This is a genomic window from Parabacteroides sp. 20_3 (genome assembly GCF_964238835.1).
GTDB classification, from domain to species: Bacteria; Bacteroidota; Bacteroidia; order Bacteroidales; family Tannerellaceae; genus Parabacteroides; species Parabacteroides distasonis.
The window spans coordinates 184,487-201,199 of sequence record NZ_CAXSNO010000005.1 but is presented as its reverse complement, the minus strand read 5'-3'; the positions used below and the strand labels follow the sequence as shown (position 1 = coordinate 201,199).

The following is a 16,713-nucleotide window of genomic DNA, read 5'->3' as shown; positions in this document are numbered from 1 at the left end:
TGGAATAACTACTTGCGAATATTTTTTCTCGTTTTACGGAACTGTATGTATAATCTCCCGGAAAATTCGATTCTCAAGGGCTTTAATTTTCAAAGTGTCACAATGACAATCCGTAAATTCCGGATGACTTGTTTAATATAATATTAATGTACGCCTGTACATTAATTAATGCTATACTATAAAAGTTGATGAATAATAGATTGAAATGATATTTGGAGTATGAAAACGACTAGTCTAAACGATCGATTCTTTTAGTCATTTGCAAAGGTACGCGTTTCTTCGATACTTACAACCCTTCCGGGCTATTTTTTTACCGCTTATTCTCTTTCTTATCAATAGGATAGGTTATCCTTTACGAAACAAGCGATTCCTTCAACGAACTGTGCGTTTAGGCATCAAAAAAACGCAAGATTTAATCGATCGTTTAGACTAGTCGTTTTGTATGGTTTAGGGGTCGGTTTAATAGGACTAAGTATTTGATTATCTTAATAAACACTAGTATTAATATTAATTTCAGTATTATGAACAAAAAGTTTTCTACACTTTTGTGTGCTGGTCTGCTGGTTTCCGCATTCACATTGAATGCTCAAACTCCTGCACAGGCTCAGCATATTGATGCTCTTACTTCTATTTCAGGAGTGGGGGCGGCGGCAGTACCCTATTTTGAGTCTGCCACTCCTAAAGGAATGTTCCAATTGAAAGCAAACGACAAAGTCCTTATCGTGGAAAATGATAAGTACAAATTGGTTGCTCCTTCTGATCTTACGGATGTTGAATCTTCTTTATGGTGTATCTCTATCACTGAGACAGAGAGCCAAGGAAAGAACCCTATCTTCGATTTCATCAATAAGAAGACTGGCGCTATTTTGGCATTTGATACAGAGACAAGCAATGTAGGTTCTTCTTTCGGTGGTTGGGCTTTTTCTTCAACTTGGACAAAGAGTAGTTACGAGAAAGATCCAACTAAGGGTGGTTTAAGACCCGATAAGGAGTTGTTTACTTACATCGATTCCGATTATGCTTATATTTTGTTTGGTGAAGGCGATGAGGTTAAAGCTAAAAAAGTAATGGCTTCTGATGCCGAGGACAAAACAGGTGACGCTCAAGGTGCATTGAAATTTACTGTTTGGAACGCCGGTACTTATGTATTGAGCGCTAATGAGATCAACGCTTATTTGAAAAACAACAAAGACGTATTGAATTTCCATTTGGATGCTAATGCGGATGTCAACCCATTCTCTGCTTCTCAAATTGAAGCAAAGGTGGCCGATGGTGTAACCGCTGATGGAAAGAATTTCGTTTATGTCGTTAAGAAAGACGAGAAAGATAAGAAGACTTACTTGAAGGTCGATACAGCCGCTAACGGTGTGGGTATCGAGTTCTTGAAATTCGGATGGTCTGATACGAATGTTGAGAAATATGCAGATGCGCTTACGGTAACGGGTGATGCGGATGATATTTCACAGCAACATAAGTTCCTATTCACTTATCGTCCTTCTGCTGATAGCTTGTTTATTCAAGTAAAAGAAGCTCGTGTTAGGGATACGCAGAAACCTACCGCTGAAAGAGGGTATTGGAAAGATGCCACCAAAGTGAAATATGGTTCAAACTACCATGATATTTATTGCGATGGCAAACAGGCGGCAGACGCAAACTCCGATGCGGATCAATTATTCGTTAAGTTACAAAACTATACGGTAGCCGATCGTATTGTCACGATCGGTACCAAGGCTATCAATACACAGATTAGTTTCGGTATTAATGGTTGTGTCGCATCTAATAACAAGACATCCTTGGACGAGGGTTTGTATATTATCAAGAATGATAAGGGACAAGTTTTGGCCGCTCCTATCCACTTAAATGATAACAATGCTGCGAACGAGGCTCAATGGATTACTTTGGATGAGCAAGATCCGATGCACATGCCAGCTTATCAATGGGTTGTAACAAAGGTTTATACGGCAGATAAGGCAAAGGCTACTTCTCCTGTAAAGTTCGTTAACCGTGAGTTCCCCGAATTGTATGCGAATTCTGTTCAATTAACTTTAAATGAGGATGGTGATATCATAGGTACGGCAGTGGGTACTACTATTGATAAAGTCTTGAATAAAGCTACTTTCACTCGTATCACGGATAAGAATATCTTAGGTGATAAGAAATTAGGCTATCGTTATATCCCGACAGATTCTTTATTGGTTAATAAGTATGTATTTAACTATTTGAATCCGTTTACGGATAGCTATTGGATGGCCAACGGAGCAGATAAGGATTCTGTAAACTATGTGAAAGAAACGGCAAGCCGCTACATGTTGGAAGAAGGTTCTACTGCCGGATACGGTTATGGTTACGGTAAAGATAAGGATACTCCGGAAGGTAAAGCATTGGCTCGTTTAGGCATCGCACGTTTGGAGAGAACGAACTATGTAGTCAAGACTGTAGACGGTGCGAAGTCTTTGGTTGAGGCTTACGGTGAGAAGTACTCTATGGGTGTTAATAATTATAAGGTAACTCCTTATGTTGTTGATACATTCTTCTTCAAGGAAAATAATCATTATAATGCTAAACATTTCTATGCGATTGTAGAGTCTGCTCCGAAATGGGTAGCTTCTGATGGAAAAGTTATCTATGCCTACGAGGTAAAGAATGACAAAGGCGAAGTTGTGAAATATGTAGATGCGCAAGGCCAAGACGTTTCAGTTTCTAATTATAAGTGGGCTGGTGCTATCATCCAAAGCGTAAGTGCTGAGTTTGACAAGGCAACTCATAAGGTTGGTACTGCTGATGACGGTAAGAGCGCCGTATTGAAAGTTCAGATCTTGAACGAGACTCGTACATCTGCCTTCACGGTAGAAGCAGATAAGACCCCGTTGTATCGCCGTTTCAACAATGCCGTCATAGGTGAGAAGGCCGACGATGCTGCTGATAGCTTGATTTTCGTTGAGAAGATCCGTCAAGAATACTTGATGGATGAGTGGAATCCTAACTTGACTTCAGAAACCGTTGATTACGCAGGTATCTGGAACCGGGATAAAGCAAAAGGTAAGTTGGTGTTCAATATTGATACGGCTTGGGTAAATCGTGGTAAAGGTTATATCAAACCACAATACTTGATCTCTGTTGATCGTCAAGATCAAGATTTGAACATCGTGACTCATCCTTGTACTGAGGCTGGTCCTCACATCAAGCCGGACGGAACTCCGACAACGGATCCATACGAATGTGTTCATGCTACTCACAAGACCTTAGGCTTCACGTATGGTAAGTATTTGGTAAGTTTCGGTGACTCCGCTATGGTTAATGACATGGAAGCTCCATACATGGATATCAAGGGTGGTTACACTCGCGTAGGATTCGTGAGAGCTATTAAGGTTGGCGATTCTTTAGTCGTATTAACGAATGGTTTCGAGAAAGTTGAACCAGCTAAGATTGATACCGCTGAGATCTTCGCTAACTATAAGGCAACGAAGTGCGAGCGCTTCATTGTTGACTTAACTGGTGATAATCACAAGAACGTAACTTGGTCATTCCGTTATGTAAATCCGTTAGAGGCTGCCAAGGCTTATATTGAAGGAGGCGAAGGTGAAGGTGTGAACAATGAGTTCTTGTTCGAATCTAACATCTATGAGAAAACAGGCTATAAGTCTACAAATGCAACAGTAGCAGGTGTTTCTACTGACGGAAAAGCAACAAAGGGCTTCCAAGAGGCTCAGTCTGGCTCAATCGCTCCTGAATATGCCGCATGGTTGAAGATGCAGAATGGTTGCTTGGTATTGACTCGTGGTGATTCTAAATTTGATGCGGCTAAGACTGGTTCTGACGGTGCTTTGATCTTCAATGCTGTTCGCCCGACAGAAAAGGATGATATGGTAACTTCTAATGATGAGGTATCCGTAGAAGGCGTATCTGTAGTAGCTACTAACGGTGCCGTGACTATCCAAGGCGCAGCTGGTAAGTCTGTAGTAATCACCAATATCTTAGGTAAGGTAGTTGCTGAGACTATTCTTACATCTGATAACGCTACAATCGCCGTACCTGCTGGTATCGTAGCCGTAGCTGTTGATGGTGAGGAAGCTGTTAAGGTGGTAGTTAAATAATAAAGATATATAATTCTAAAATTCCCGTGCGGAGATTCGTCTTCAAGTAAACCGAGAGGTTGAACATGCGGGGATATTAATACTAAAGTAAAAAATTAAAGCTCTCCGTCAGTATTTCCGTGAGGCAAGAAAGCGGAAAAAGAATAAGCCCCGGTCGGTTTCTCGATCGGGGCTTTTTGCCTATTCTTTGTCGTTTTTATCTTTAAGTCTCAATCCGGTTCTAGCGTTGAGGGGAGAGATTACCGAGTGGCCTAAATCGCTTTCAAGTTGTTTGCGGGCGGCCTCTGCTGCTTTTCCTCCTTGTTTGGCGATAACTTCGTGTTCTTCGAGATGTTGCGGATTCTTTTCTTTGGACAATTCAGTGGTAGCTGCTTCGGCAAGCATATTAAGAGCAAGTTCCGTATTGGTCATATTGTCTCGTAAGCTCTCTTTTTTCAGACCTTTGAATTGTTTATATTCTTTGGAAGTTTTACCGGCCCACGTTTGATAGATGATATCTGTAAGGGTAGCGAACTGAATACCCTCTTGTAGTCCGTGCCGTTTCCATTCATCGGTTAGGTCCTTGCGTATCTCGATGCTTTTAAGGCGTTGATTAATCCAATTATCCGAGTACCCCAACGCTTTATATTCCCTCATGGCTCGATCTATCGTTAACTCGGGGTCTTGCATTTCATCCAATCGCTCTTTTGCCACTTGGGCCATCCATAACTTGAAAGGTTCTGCTTTAGGAGACGGGATGGATTGGATAAGCCGGAACAGCTGTTCTGTCGTAGCTACGTCGGTTTTGTAGTATTTCCCGTCGGTAGAAGGTAATTTCAGTTGGTGACAATTTGTCACCAACTCACTACCTTCAGCTTTTAGCCTTTGTTTGAGTTTATTCCAATATTTCCTTCCATCCACACTTTCGGTGAGGATACTTACAACGTCTACTATAGAGAAAAACCATTCCTCTGTTTCATCGTCCCAGACTGTACGTACTTTTTTCTCTTCGAAAATCTTGATAGCTTCTTTCTTTGTCATAATTGAAGTTTTTGTGTGAACACTTTAGTTAAAAGTGGATGATACCTAAATCTGTGCTATGGTTTTGGATATCTCGAAACTTTTGCGTAAAAATACAAAAGATTCGAATGCCTCCCAGGTTTATACGGGAAAAAGGATCGTAGAGACAGTTTTTATTACCGACAACGCTAGGATCGTCATACTTGCCGGTATCGAAGCCGTGATTGTTGAATGTGAGACCACTGTTAAGGTGGTAGTTAAATACAGTTTCTCGATCGGGGCTTTTTTGGTGAATCTTTTTAATTTTGTACTTTTGCAAGCTTGCACGAATGTTATACATGAATAGGAAAATTAGACAATGGCCAGCGATGATATAAAACAGGCATGGAAAGTGCCGGAACCTACGTTAAGGAGGTTGCCGTGGTATCTTGCGTTTGTAAAGTTGATGAAAGGAAAAGGGGAAACGTTTATCTCATCCACCCAGATCGCTAAGGAGATAAATGTAGATCCTAGTCAGGTCGCTAAAGATCTCTCTTTTGTGAATATCTCCGGGAAGACGAGAGTGGGATACGATATTAACGCATTGGTTGACGTACTGGAGGATTTCCTCGGTTTTACATCCCAGCATAAGGCATTTCTGTTTGGGGTAGGGAGTCTGGGCGCTTCTTTGTTGCATGACACCGGACTGAGTCAATATGGATTGGAGATCGTGGCGGGCTTTGATGTTCGTGAGGATTTGGACGGGAGCATGATTAATGGCATTCCCGTTTTTCATATGGATGATTTTCCTGCCAAGCAGAAAGAATATGGCGCGACGATCGGGGTGATCACCGTGCCGGTGGAGAAAGCGCAGGAGGTGACAGACCGGATTATCGAGGGAGGAATCAAGGCTCTTTGGAATTTTACCCCCTTCCGTATACGGGTGCCGGAACATATCGTAGTCCAGAATACTTCTATGTATGCGCATTTAGCTGTTATGTTTAATCGATTGAACTCAATGAATCACTAAAATATGAAGATTATCGCCGTTGGAATGAACTATGCCGCTCACAATAAAGAGCTGCATCATTCGTTAGAATTATCAGAGCCTACTATTTTTATGAAGTCGGACTCCTCTTTGTTGAAAGATGGGAAACCGTTTTTTATTCCGGATTTTTCATCGGAAGTTCATTATGAGACGGAGATCGTGGTACGGATAGACCGTTTGGGGAAAAATATAGCCGAGCGTTTCGCTCATCGTTATTACAATGAGGTTACGGTCGGTATTGATTTCACGGCACGGGATTTGCAAAATAAATTGCGTGCGCAAGGATTACCGTGGGAGATTAGTAAGGCGTTTGATAATTCGGCTGTGATCGGGACCTTTATTCCGCTGGAGCAAGCGGGGGATGTAAACCGGCTTCCGTTCCATCTGGATATTAATGGCTCGAAGGTACAGGAAGGCAATACCTCGAATATGCTGTTTTCGGTAGATAAGATTATTGCGTACGTAAGTCGCTTCTTTACGCTGAAAATAGGCGATTTGATTTATACCGGAACACCTGCTGGCGTAGGTCCCGTGAAGATCGACGATCATCTGGAGGGATATCTTGGCGAGCGGAAGCTTCTGGATTTTTATGTGAGATGAGAAGATTAATATATATATTCATTATAGGTTTATTACTTTGCTCATATACATGGGCGGATGGTAGCCGTTATGCTTCTAAATCCCTGTTATCGGAGGGGAAATGGGTGAAGATCCGGGTGGATAAGACCGGAATCTACAAATTATCCTATGCGGATTTGAAGAATATGGGTTTCTCGGACCCATCGAAAGTCTCTGTCCATGGCTATGGAGGATGGCCCTTGGATGAGGATTTCAGTAAGGAATATATCGATGATGTCCCTTCTACACCGGTTTGGCGTGGGAGTGATTACCTGTTATTCTACGGGAAAGGGCCGGTTAAATGGGAGTATGACTCGTCGAGCCAGACATTCGTGCATACGAATAATCCTTATTCATTGTATGGCTATTATTTTGTGACCGATGCCACTCCGACGAATGATATGACTTCCGTGGCTCAAGCGAGTGGCGCGACTAATCGGATCACGACTTACGATGATTATTTGGTGCATGAGCAAGAATTAGTATCGTTGGCGAAATCGGGTAGGGAGCTGTATGGGGAAGATTTTAGCGGAGCTACCCCCCGAACCCTATCAACATTCTCTTCAATTCCGGGAATCACGAATGAAGACGCTAAGGTAACCATGAGCTTTGTATCCAAAGTCACTTCCGGTACGGGAGTCGCTTCTTTGAGTATTAATCAGTCTAATGTTCTGGACGTTTCGATCCGCTCGAATAGAGAGGAATATGTGAAGGCGCTAGAAGGGGTAAGCACGGCGGTATGGAAAGGCGAGAAGAGTGAGAAAAACAGTGTGGTCGTGTCTTATAATTCGGCTTCTCATAACAATGTACGGTTAAATTACGTTCGGTTACATTTTAAGAGGACTTTGCAGCCGTATGGGGCCTATACTTTTTTTCGTAGTATAGCTTCTATCGGAAATGTTTCCCGGTTCGTGGTACAGGGCGCAAACGCGAATACCTTGGTCTTTGATGTGACGGATGCTCAGCGGGTAAGACTGATGGAGACGGAATTGAATGGCTCCGAACTTACTTTCTCTATTCCTGCCGGTACCTTACGGGAGTTCGTTTTGGTACGGACGGATCAGAGCTTTATCTCTCCGGAGGTTGTCGGTGAGGTGGAGAATCAAAACCTACATGCCTTGGAGCAAAAAGACATGATCATCATAGCGGCTAAAGCTTTCCAAACGCAAGCGGAACGGTTGGCGGAGGAACACCGGGCAACAGACGGATTGACCGTGGAAGTCGTGGATCCTCAGTCGATTTATAATGAGTTCTCAAGCGGTGCGCCTGACGCTACCGCTTACCGCCGGTTCATGAAAATGTTCTACGATCGTAGCGTGTCTGCCGGTAACGCTCCAAAATACCTGTTATTGTTTGGCGATGGTATTTACGACAACCGGGGAATTTGCTCGGACGTGAAAAATATAGCAAGGGATAATATGTTGCTGACCTATCAGTCGAGAGCGTCCTTGTTTGAATATTCAGGATTGTTCTATAATTCTAATTTCTCGTATGTAACGGATGATTATTATGGGCTATTGGATAATGTATCCGAGGAGGCACTTGATAAGCCGAACAGTATTTGCATAGGTGTAGGACGTTTCCCCGTGCGGACGGTAACGGAGGCTACCCAAATGGTAGATAAGGTAATCGGTTATATGCGGAACGAGGACAGAGGCGGCTGGAAAAACCAAATCACCTTCGTGGCGGATGATGGTAACAATGCGGATCACTATACGAGTAGTCATGCGGAACAAGCTGATGAGCTGGCCCGGTTTATAGAGGAAAATCATGGGGCTTTCCTAACGAATAAAGTTTATTTCGATGCGTTTAAGCGAGATAATAGCGGAACGTATCCGGATGTACGTAAGCGGATCTCTGAATTATTGAAGAAAGGGCAACTGTTGATTAACTATACGGGGCATGGTAATACGACCGCTTGGTCTGACGAATACGTGTGGACACAGACGGATATCTTACAATCTACTTATACGAAACTACCCATTTGGGTGACGGCGACTTGCGATTTTACCCGTTTCGATGACGTGAATACCTCGGCGGGAGAATCTGTTTTCTTGAATGCGAAAAGTGGAGGGATCGCATTGTTTACGACAACCCGTGTGGTTGTATCTAGCGGTAACTCGGCACTGAATAAGGAACTTTACCGCAATCTCTTTGAGAGGGAGAGTGACGGACGGGCCCGTACCTTGGGCGAGGCCATGATGGAGACCAAGCGGAAACTGTCTGGTATCAATAAACTTAATTTTATTTTGATAGGTGACCCTGCTTTGAGAATCTCCTATCCGGAGTATAAGGCGCAAGTGACAGCCGTGAACGGCAAGGCCATATCAGATGAGCCTTTTACGTTTAAGGCTTTGGAGAAAATAACGGTGGAGGGAGAGATCTTAGATACGAAAGAGGGCTTGGCTAACGATTTTACCGGTATCCTAAATGCTACGGTGCTGGATAGTAAAGCTTCATTGACCACCTTGGGCAATAATACGAATGAAAAAGGAGATACGGTCCGCTTCTCTTACACAGATTACCCGAATACGATCTATATCGGGCAAGATTCGGTACGGCAAGGAAAATTTAGTTTTACATTTATGGTACCGAAAGATATCTCTTATTCGAATAAGCAGGGAAAACTGAATCTCTACGCCTCGGATGAGGTGAACAAGCATGAGGCACAAGGATCTTTCTTGAATTATATCGTTGGCGGTACCGCTGATAATGCGGAGGCAGATACGATCGGCCCTGAGATCCGGCAGATTTACTTGAATGATTCTAGTTTTGTAGAGGGTGATCAAGTGAATACGACTCCTTATTTTGTCGCTAGGCTGTGGGACAAGAGCGGTGTGAATATAACAGGTAGTAGTGTAGGGCATGATATCATGCTGACGGTCGACAGTATGCCTTCCATGAGTTATAACTTGAATAATTACTATGCACTATTACCCGATAAAGAAGGGGAAGGACTTGTCCAGTTCTCCATCCCCGAGCTGGAGCCGGGAATGCATACGGCCGAGTTTAAGGTGTGGGATATCTTAAATAACTCCACGACCTATACCTTTACTTTTGAGGTGGCGGAAGGGTTGAAACCTAATCTGATCGAGATGTATGCCACCCCGAATCCGGCACGGGATCAAGTGGAATTCTTTCTGCATCACAATCGTCCGGAGTCGAACTTAAAGGTGACGGTTATGGTTTATGATATGACCGGTAAGTTCCTATGGAGTACCGAGAAGAGCGGTTCCTCCGAGTTGTTTAAGGCTTATATCGTAACTTGGAACTTGACGGATAACGGTGGCAGGCGGTTGCGCCCGGGAGTTTATCTGTATCGGGCGGCGATTAGTACGAATAACTCGAAAGAGGCGACGAAAGCGAATAAATTAATCATTCTCGCACAATAAAGTATCGGGTAATTAGTTTATAATAAGCATGGGGGTATGTTTATTACCCTCTAGGAATGATAAATGTAAATGTATTTTTAGAATAGAATATATGGTAAGAGTTTCAAGATTCAGTCTGTTACTAGCGGTTTTCAGCTTTTTGACGGCATTTACGGCTTTATATGCCCAAGGAGGCGCAGACGATGTTAAACATAAATTCGCCCCGATTAATACGGCGATACCGTCTTTGTCTATCGCGCCCGACGCTCGCGGAGGTGCTATGGGTGATAACGGTGTGGCTACTACGCCGGATGTGAATTCCCAATACTGGAACCCGGCTAAGTATGCTTTTAGCTATAGTAAGGCCGGAGTCGCCTTGTCCTATACGCCTTGGTTACGTAAATTGGTGAATGATGTGGCTTTAGCGTATCTGGCCGGTTATTATAAATTAGGCGATAGCGATATGCAGGCGATCGGAGCTTCTTTGCGTTATTTCTCTTTAGGAGAAGTACAGGAAAGCCGGGATGGAGGAATGGGTAATCAGCTCATATTGAATCCTTATGAGATGGCTTTTGATGTAAGTTATAGCCGTAAATTATCGGATGTGTTCTCTATGGCGGTCGCCTTGCGCTATATTCGTTCGGACATGGGTGCCTCGTCGGATGCGGATATGGTTCCGGATAACGCTTTTGCCGCCGATATCGCCGGTTATCTGGAGAAATACGTGATCTTAGGGAATAGCGAGTGCCTGTGGAGCTTTGGTTTTAATGTCTCCAATATCGGTACGAAGGTCTCTTACGATGGTGGAAATACGAACCAGTTCTTGCCTACGACGCTGAAGGTAGGTACCGGCTTGCTCTACCCGATCGATGATTATAACCAGATCGGTATCTACGTGGATTTGAGTAAGTACTTGGTTCCTGTCGAGCCTCGGCAGGATAGCGGGGAGGATGAGGCCGATTTCAATAAGAGGAAAGAGGATTACAACAACATGTCGCCCATCACCGGTATCTTCAAATCATTCGGTGACTCGCCGAATGGCTTCAAGGGCGAGCTGGAGGAGATTATGGCCTCTATCGGTCTGGAGTATAATTACAATCAGCAGTTCTTTGTTCGTGGCGGTTATTACTATGAGAATAAATATCAGGGAAACCGTCAGTATTTCTCGGTCGGTGCCGGTTTCCGCATGAGTGTTTTCCAGTTGGATGCCGCTTATCTGATCAGTACGGTACAGAGTAACCCGTTGGACCAGACATTGCGCTTCTCCTTGTCGTTCGATATGGATGGAATCAAGAACCTTTTCAGATAAATGGGTATGAAGATACGTGTAGGTTTTGGTTATGACGTCCACGCCTTGGTGCCGGACCGGGAATTATGGCTGGGCGGGATTAAGATCGAGCATACGTTGGGCCTATTGGGACATAGCGATGCGGACGTGCTGATCCATGCGGTCTGTGACGCTTTACTGGGAGCGGCCAATATGCGGGATATCGGTTATCATTTCCCGGATACGGCAGGTGAATATAAGAACATTGATAGCAAGATATTGCTTCGTGACACCATGAAGCTTTTGAGAGACGCGGGCTATGAGTTGGGTAATATCGATGCCACCGTAGCCGCCGAACGCCCTAAATTGAATCCCCATATCCCTCTGATGAAGAAAACGCTGGCCGAGGTCATGAACGTGGACGAGGAGGATATTTCTATCAAGGCCACCACCACGGAGAAGCTGGGCTTCACCGGACGGCAGGAAGGGATCTCGGCTTACGCTACGGTGTTGATACAGCGCATGGGATCGTAAACCAAAAAGTACTCCCTTTTCCTTCTTCCGACTCTACGCCGATCTTCCCGTGAAGATTCTCTAGGATCGTTTGGCAAATGGATAGCCCGAGTCCGGTTCCTTGGATAAAGGAATCGAATTTGGCGAAACGCTCGAATACGTGCGGGAGGTTCTTCCGCTCAATACCTTTTCCGGTATCTTTTACGTAAAAGTATAATCCATCTTCCCTCTCCTTGTATCCCATGCGGATAGACCCTTGGAACGTGAACTTACAGGCGTTTGTGAGGAAGTTGGTGATCACTTGGGTCAAGCGATTCTTCTCGGAATAGATAACACAATCCTGTTCGGGTATCTCGCAATAGAGAGTGACACCGTCTTTCACCCGGCTTTGGAAGGTCTGGTATAAGCTCCGGAATAGCGTGGATACGTTGAACTCGGAATAGATGAAATCCATTTGCCCGGCCTCAATCTTTGATAGATCCAGAATATCGTTCACGAGTTGAAGGAGAAGTTCGTTGTTCGTCTCGATGATCTCGCAAAATTCTTTTGTCTCCTCGGAGGGGTTTGTTTGGGCGAGCAGGTTCGAGAACCCTACGATAGCGTTCAGCGGGGTACGTATCTCGTGGCTCATGTTCGCTAGGAAGGCGGATTTCAACCGGTTGGATTCCTCTACCTTCGCTTTGTCCCTCAATTCCTGCTCCATCAGCTTGCGTTGGTGGATCAGGGCAGTTCCCCCGATCAGGTAGATAGGTTTACCGACGGGATCGGTCTTGCCGGTGATGGCGTAAATTTCTATCCATATATAGTTTTCCCCCGTATCGTCTAGGTAGCGGATTTCCTCATCTACCGGTTGGCCCTCGCCGGAGGCAAGTGCTTCCATCTTATCACGGAGCCGGTCTAGGTCATCCGGGTACACGCCGCTATAGAACTCATCGGGCGACATCTTGAATATCCCGTTTACGCCTTTGTCACGGGCGGATCTTTGGGTGAGGTAGACATTATTGCACTCTATGATCTCGGCTCTTACGTCCCACGTCCATGTCATCATGTTGCTGGCTTTCAAGACGAGTTGATATTTCTGGTTTAAGTCCTGCGCTTGGCGTGCGATTCGTAGTTCCTTGTCTTTGCCCTTTTGCTTTTGGATAAAGAGGTGTACCCGTAATATCCCTATCGTTATCAATAACACCAGAATGACGAGTAGGCTTATGATATGGACCTTGTATTTCTGAAAGAAACCGGGAGGCTCTTGGAAATAAGTGGCGTTTGGGGGATATAAGCCGGGATCGATTTGGTGAAGCAATAGGTGTTGGTAATTCAGGTAAGTCTTCGGGGTTCCCGAAGTCAGGGTAGAGATTTCTTTGCTATCTTTTCCCGAGAGGATCATTTCGATCGTGTTGGCCGTCACCTGCGCGTAATCCTCCGGAGAAACATAATATCCCCCGGCGAAATTCCCGTTTTTTGTTTGTACGTCTTGCAAGGTAAAGACGGGGGGAACTGAGAAGCTGTTAATCATTTTCTGGACGTTATCGACTAGGTAACGATTCTCGTTGTCCTTCTGGGTCCTGTACCATGAGTAATAAAGGACGCCGGTCTTATTGTCGAAAGGGGCCAACCTGTCCAATAAGTTCTCGGTGGAAATGGAAGTCGTAGACAGCGGCTCGAATTGGATGCCCGGGAAATCTTTCCGTAGCACGGCCTCCACATCCGCTTTCGTTTGCTGACTTATATAACGATGGTCGAAAATAAAGGCCAGCTTGGTTAATCCCGGTTGTAGCTTTTTGATTAGCTCGATCGTCTGCTTGATATAGACTGAGTATTTTATAAAAGTGGCGTTATAGCCTTTTACTACGTCCGTGATGGGGGTTAAGGTCTCGAGCGCGTTGGTATCCAGATCTATCAGATATTCTTCTTTCGGGTACATATTATCTCTGGCATAGCAGATGATAGAGGGAACATCTTTCCATTCCTTGTCAAACAACGGGCGGGTGATAAGCCAAGAGGGATCTCCTATGCATACGACTAAGGTGGGTGGCACAGGTACTCTCTCTAGGATCATTTTTCTCTTCTCTTGAAAACCTTCCATCGTGCGGATTCCGGGGATCTGTAAGGGAATCGCCTTTACGGTAAACCCTTCCTTCCCGAATTTATTTTCTATATCAAGATAGGTCTGTTTCGTCCAGCTTTCCTCGAAGTTGATGGAGTGCAGTACGACGATCGACTTGCCTTCTGAGGGTCGTGCGCCCACGCCCAAATGGATACAAAATAAAAGTAATATGAGAGGAATTGTATTTTTCATGGTCGATGATTCTAAGCGATATAAGCATCAATAGAAAATTTTGTAGCAAATGTAGTGAATCCGCTTTTATAAAGCAAAGGCTTTGTCTGTCATCTTCATAAAATAATGGTTTTGATACGGATACGTGTGCGACTCCTCGTTGAGACATATGATGTTTGGTGGCGTATAATATTTTTGCGCTGGACAATCGTACTGAATTTTATTTCGAAAAAATATACAATAAGTCTGTTTTTTACCTGTTATAATTGCATAATATTGATATTTAACTATTTATGTAAACGAGACTTGGTCTCTTCGAATTTCTATCCATAGTATTTTGAATTACTATGTATAGTAGATCGGGTTTACTATAGATAGTAATCATGATTATTAGGGTATCTATTCTAAGGAAACATATAATGTGTACAATAACAAAAGATATTCCATATCTCTGGATAGCGGCATATGGTGTTCTAGTGTGTTAGATATTAAAGGTTCATTCGATAAATCTTTATGATGAGTTTTGAAAATGGAAATTATTCTTGAATATGATTGATTTATTTTGCTGTATTAATATTTTTTTCACGAACTTGCAACCGTACTTTTTCTAAGTCTATTTCCGCTGAATTGTGAGCATAATCTTATTATATCAATCTAAAAACACAAGAAAATGAAAAAATGTGTATCTATTCTAATTATCTTGTTGGGGGGGATTGGATTGTACATGCGGATGATGGAGACTTGAATTTTAAGTATAAAAGAAAAATGATTATTGATTTCGCTAAGAGATAATTGAATTTGAGGTTTACTCTGCCAGATCGAGTGTTTGAGGCGCTGATCCGGCAGAGTTTTTTTTGTGGGTGGAAGGAAGAAGTATTCTGGTTACTCTTCATTTTTGAAAACATATTTTACTAAGATTGGATTCTCTTCTTCCGAGTGCGATTGAATGATTCTTTGCTGATCCTCATTTCTTAGCTTCTCGGGAAATAGATCATTTAGTGGAAGCCCTCCTTCCGGGGTACAAAGGATGAAGTCTTCTCCGAAGTAGATCGGGTAAAGTTGCAAGCCTTCCTTGGTTCGCTCGAATTGAAGCAAATCATGTTTTTCCCTATTATAGAACAAGTGGATGTATTTGTTTTTACGGACAACCATGGCATATCGGTATCTCCTGTTTTGCCCTTGTGAATCTATTACATAATTTACGCTCTTGGAGGAATAGGCGTCCTTTACGTATTGGATTTGTTCTTGCTTGCTCATATTGGGACGAAACTTTAAATTCTCAATGTCATTGTTTAAATCTCCGAAATCCCAGCGATAAAGCTCAGTCAAGGTCGCTCCTGAAAGTGAATAAATCGTGTTAGTCAAAGATCTGCGGAGAGCGTGTGGGAATGGAAATACACCCCTGCAAAATATATCTTTTCTCTCTTCCGGGAAGTATTCATCGATTATCTTATTTCTTGATAGGGAATAGAACTTCAGGCGATTGTCATTATCATAGGTGAAGAAAGCGATCGTATCCTTGTTTTGGAACTGGAAAGAATTGTAGGTTCCAGTAATATCCGGAAGTCTCTTTTTCTCGATGAATTTACCCCCTAGGTCATAGAAAAAGAGAGCGTTGCTGACGGCGCAGAGTACTACAAGATTCCTGCGGACTGTATCGATCGCGAAATCAGATAGATTTAGGTACTGCCCCGGGCCGTCTCCTTTTTCGTTAAGCGCGAATTGGAAACGTCCCTCCCGGTCGAAAACGAAGATTTGGGATCTTCGATAATCATGGATATAATATCGGTCCTCAAAAAACTTGATCTGGGTTATATCACGGATCAGCGATTCCGGCGTTGTCTCCAGTGGGATGACTTGGATATCGGAGAATAGGTCTTTTGTGGAGATCTTATCTCTCCTTTCCAGATTCACGGTGATGATATCTGATTCCATATTTCTCTTTTCTTTAGATCCCGTACAAGAAAGAAAGAAAAATATGGATATCGCTGAATAGTAAATCAAACTACTCTTCATCTTATTGCTAGATTTAAGTGAAACCAAAATTAGAATATGTAAACGTAAGAAATAAATTATAATATTGGGTCACAAAAAGACGTGTTTTATTTCCCCGAAAAACATCATTGGGAGAAAAGAAATGCTTGTTTGCCTATTTCGGGATAAATCCGTAGCTTTGAACCATTAAAAACAATAGTATATATGAAGGATAACGACTGGAAAGATCGATTAGGCGTGATGTACTCCACGAATCCCGATTTTCAATATAATACGGGAGATACGGAGGAGGAAGATACGTTGCCGAAGGAGAAACAAGCTTTGCGCATATCCTTGGACAAACGGAACCGGGGAGGGAAGATGGTTACCTTGATCACCGGGTTCCGGGGTACTTCCGAGGATCTGACCGCCTTGGGGAAACTCTTGAAAGTGAAATGCGGCGTAGGCGGCTCCGCGAAGGACGGGGAGATAATCATCCAAGGGGACCTGCGTGCCAAGGTGTTGGATATCCTCCGGAAAGAGGGCTATTCGAAAAGCCGTACGATCTAATCCCC

At 43.5% G+C, this 16,713-nt stretch carries 10 protein-coding genes; 7 read left to right on the top strand and 3 right to left on the bottom strand.

Features of this window, described 5'->3' with window-relative positions; genetic code table 11:
* Window positions 1–521: 521 nt before the first annotated feature.
* Window positions 522–4,094: a DUF6383 domain-containing protein gene (locus ACESPU_RS12140; protein WP_057326027.1), complete on the top strand. Its 3,573-nt coding sequence runs from the start codon at window positions 522–524 to the stop codon at window positions 4,092–4,094.
* Between the two features lie 180 nt (window positions 4,095–4,274).
* On the opposite strand, the gene ACESPU_RS12135 is transcribed toward ACESPU_RS12140, so the two are convergent.
* Complete coding sequence (locus ACESPU_RS12135; RefSeq protein ID WP_057326026.1) at window positions 4,275–5,114, bottom strand: Bro-N domain-containing protein; 840 nt, start codon at window positions 5,112–5,114, stop codon at window positions 4,275–4,277.
* A gap of 337 nt (window positions 5,115–5,451) precedes the next feature.
* On the opposite strand from ACESPU_RS12135, the gene ACESPU_RS12130 reads away from it, so the two are divergent.
* The 5 genes from ACESPU_RS12130 to ispF all read left to right on the top strand — a co-directional run bounded on the left by ACESPU_RS12130 (window position 5,452) and on the right by ispF (window position 11,910).
* Entirely contained in the window at window positions 5,452–6,102 is a 651-nt protein-coding gene (locus tag ACESPU_RS12130; RefSeq protein ID WP_005866780.1) for a redox-sensing transcriptional repressor Rex, read from the top strand.
* Between the two features lie 3 nt (window positions 6,103–6,105).
* Window positions 6,106–6,720 (top strand): fumarylacetoacetate hydrolase family protein, encoded by a 615-nt coding sequence (locus ACESPU_RS12125; RefSeq protein ID WP_005861219.1) that lies wholly within the window; start codon window positions 6,106–6,108, stop codon window positions 6,718–6,720.
* On the top strand, window positions 6,717–10,130 hold the full coding sequence (porU, locus tag ACESPU_RS12120; protein WP_009018356.1) for a type IX secretion system sortase PorU: 3,414 nt from the start codon (window positions 6,717–6,719) through the stop codon (window positions 10,128–10,130). The genes ACESPU_RS12125 and porU overlap by 4 nt, the downstream gene beginning before the upstream one ends.
* A 91-nt stretch (window positions 10,131–10,221) precedes the next feature.
* Window positions 10,222–11,418, top strand: coding sequence for a type IX secretion system outer membrane channel protein PorV (gene porV / locus ACESPU_RS12115; RefSeq protein ID WP_057326022.1), 1,197 nt, complete (start codon window positions 10,222–10,224; stop codon window positions 11,416–11,418).
* Between the two features lie 6 nt (window positions 11,419–11,424).
* A complete protein-coding gene (gene ispF, locus ACESPU_RS12110; protein WP_005866785.1) occupies window positions 11,425–11,910 on the top strand; it encodes a 2-C-methyl-D-erythritol 2,4-cyclodiphosphate synthase in 486 nt (161 codons plus the stop codon).
* On the opposite strand, the gene ACESPU_RS12105 is transcribed toward ispF, so the two are convergent.
* Together ACESPU_RS12105 and ACESPU_RS12100 are read right to left on the bottom strand one after the other, a co-directional pair.
* Window positions 11,879–14,185 (bottom strand): PAS domain-containing sensor histidine kinase, encoded by a 2,307-nt coding sequence (locus ACESPU_RS12105; RefSeq protein ID WP_057326021.1) that lies wholly within the window; start codon window positions 14,183–14,185, stop codon window positions 11,879–11,881. The two genes, ispF and ACESPU_RS12105, sit on opposite strands and share 32 nt — an antisense overlap.
* 861 nt (window positions 14,186–15,046) lie before the next feature.
* A complete protein-coding gene (locus ACESPU_RS12100) occupies window positions 15,047–16,180 on the bottom strand; it encodes a 6-bladed beta-propeller (RefSeq protein ID WP_057326020.1) in 1,134 nt (377 codons plus the stop codon).
* Between the two features lie 183 nt (window positions 16,181–16,363).
* Between ACESPU_RS12100 and ACESPU_RS12095 the strand changes: the two genes are divergently transcribed.
* Window positions 16,364–16,708: a translation initiation factor gene (locus tag ACESPU_RS12095; RefSeq protein ID WP_008773880.1), complete on the top strand. Its 345-nt coding sequence runs from the start codon at window positions 16,364–16,366 to the stop codon at window positions 16,706–16,708.
* Window positions 16,709–16,713: the final 5 nt, after the last annotated feature.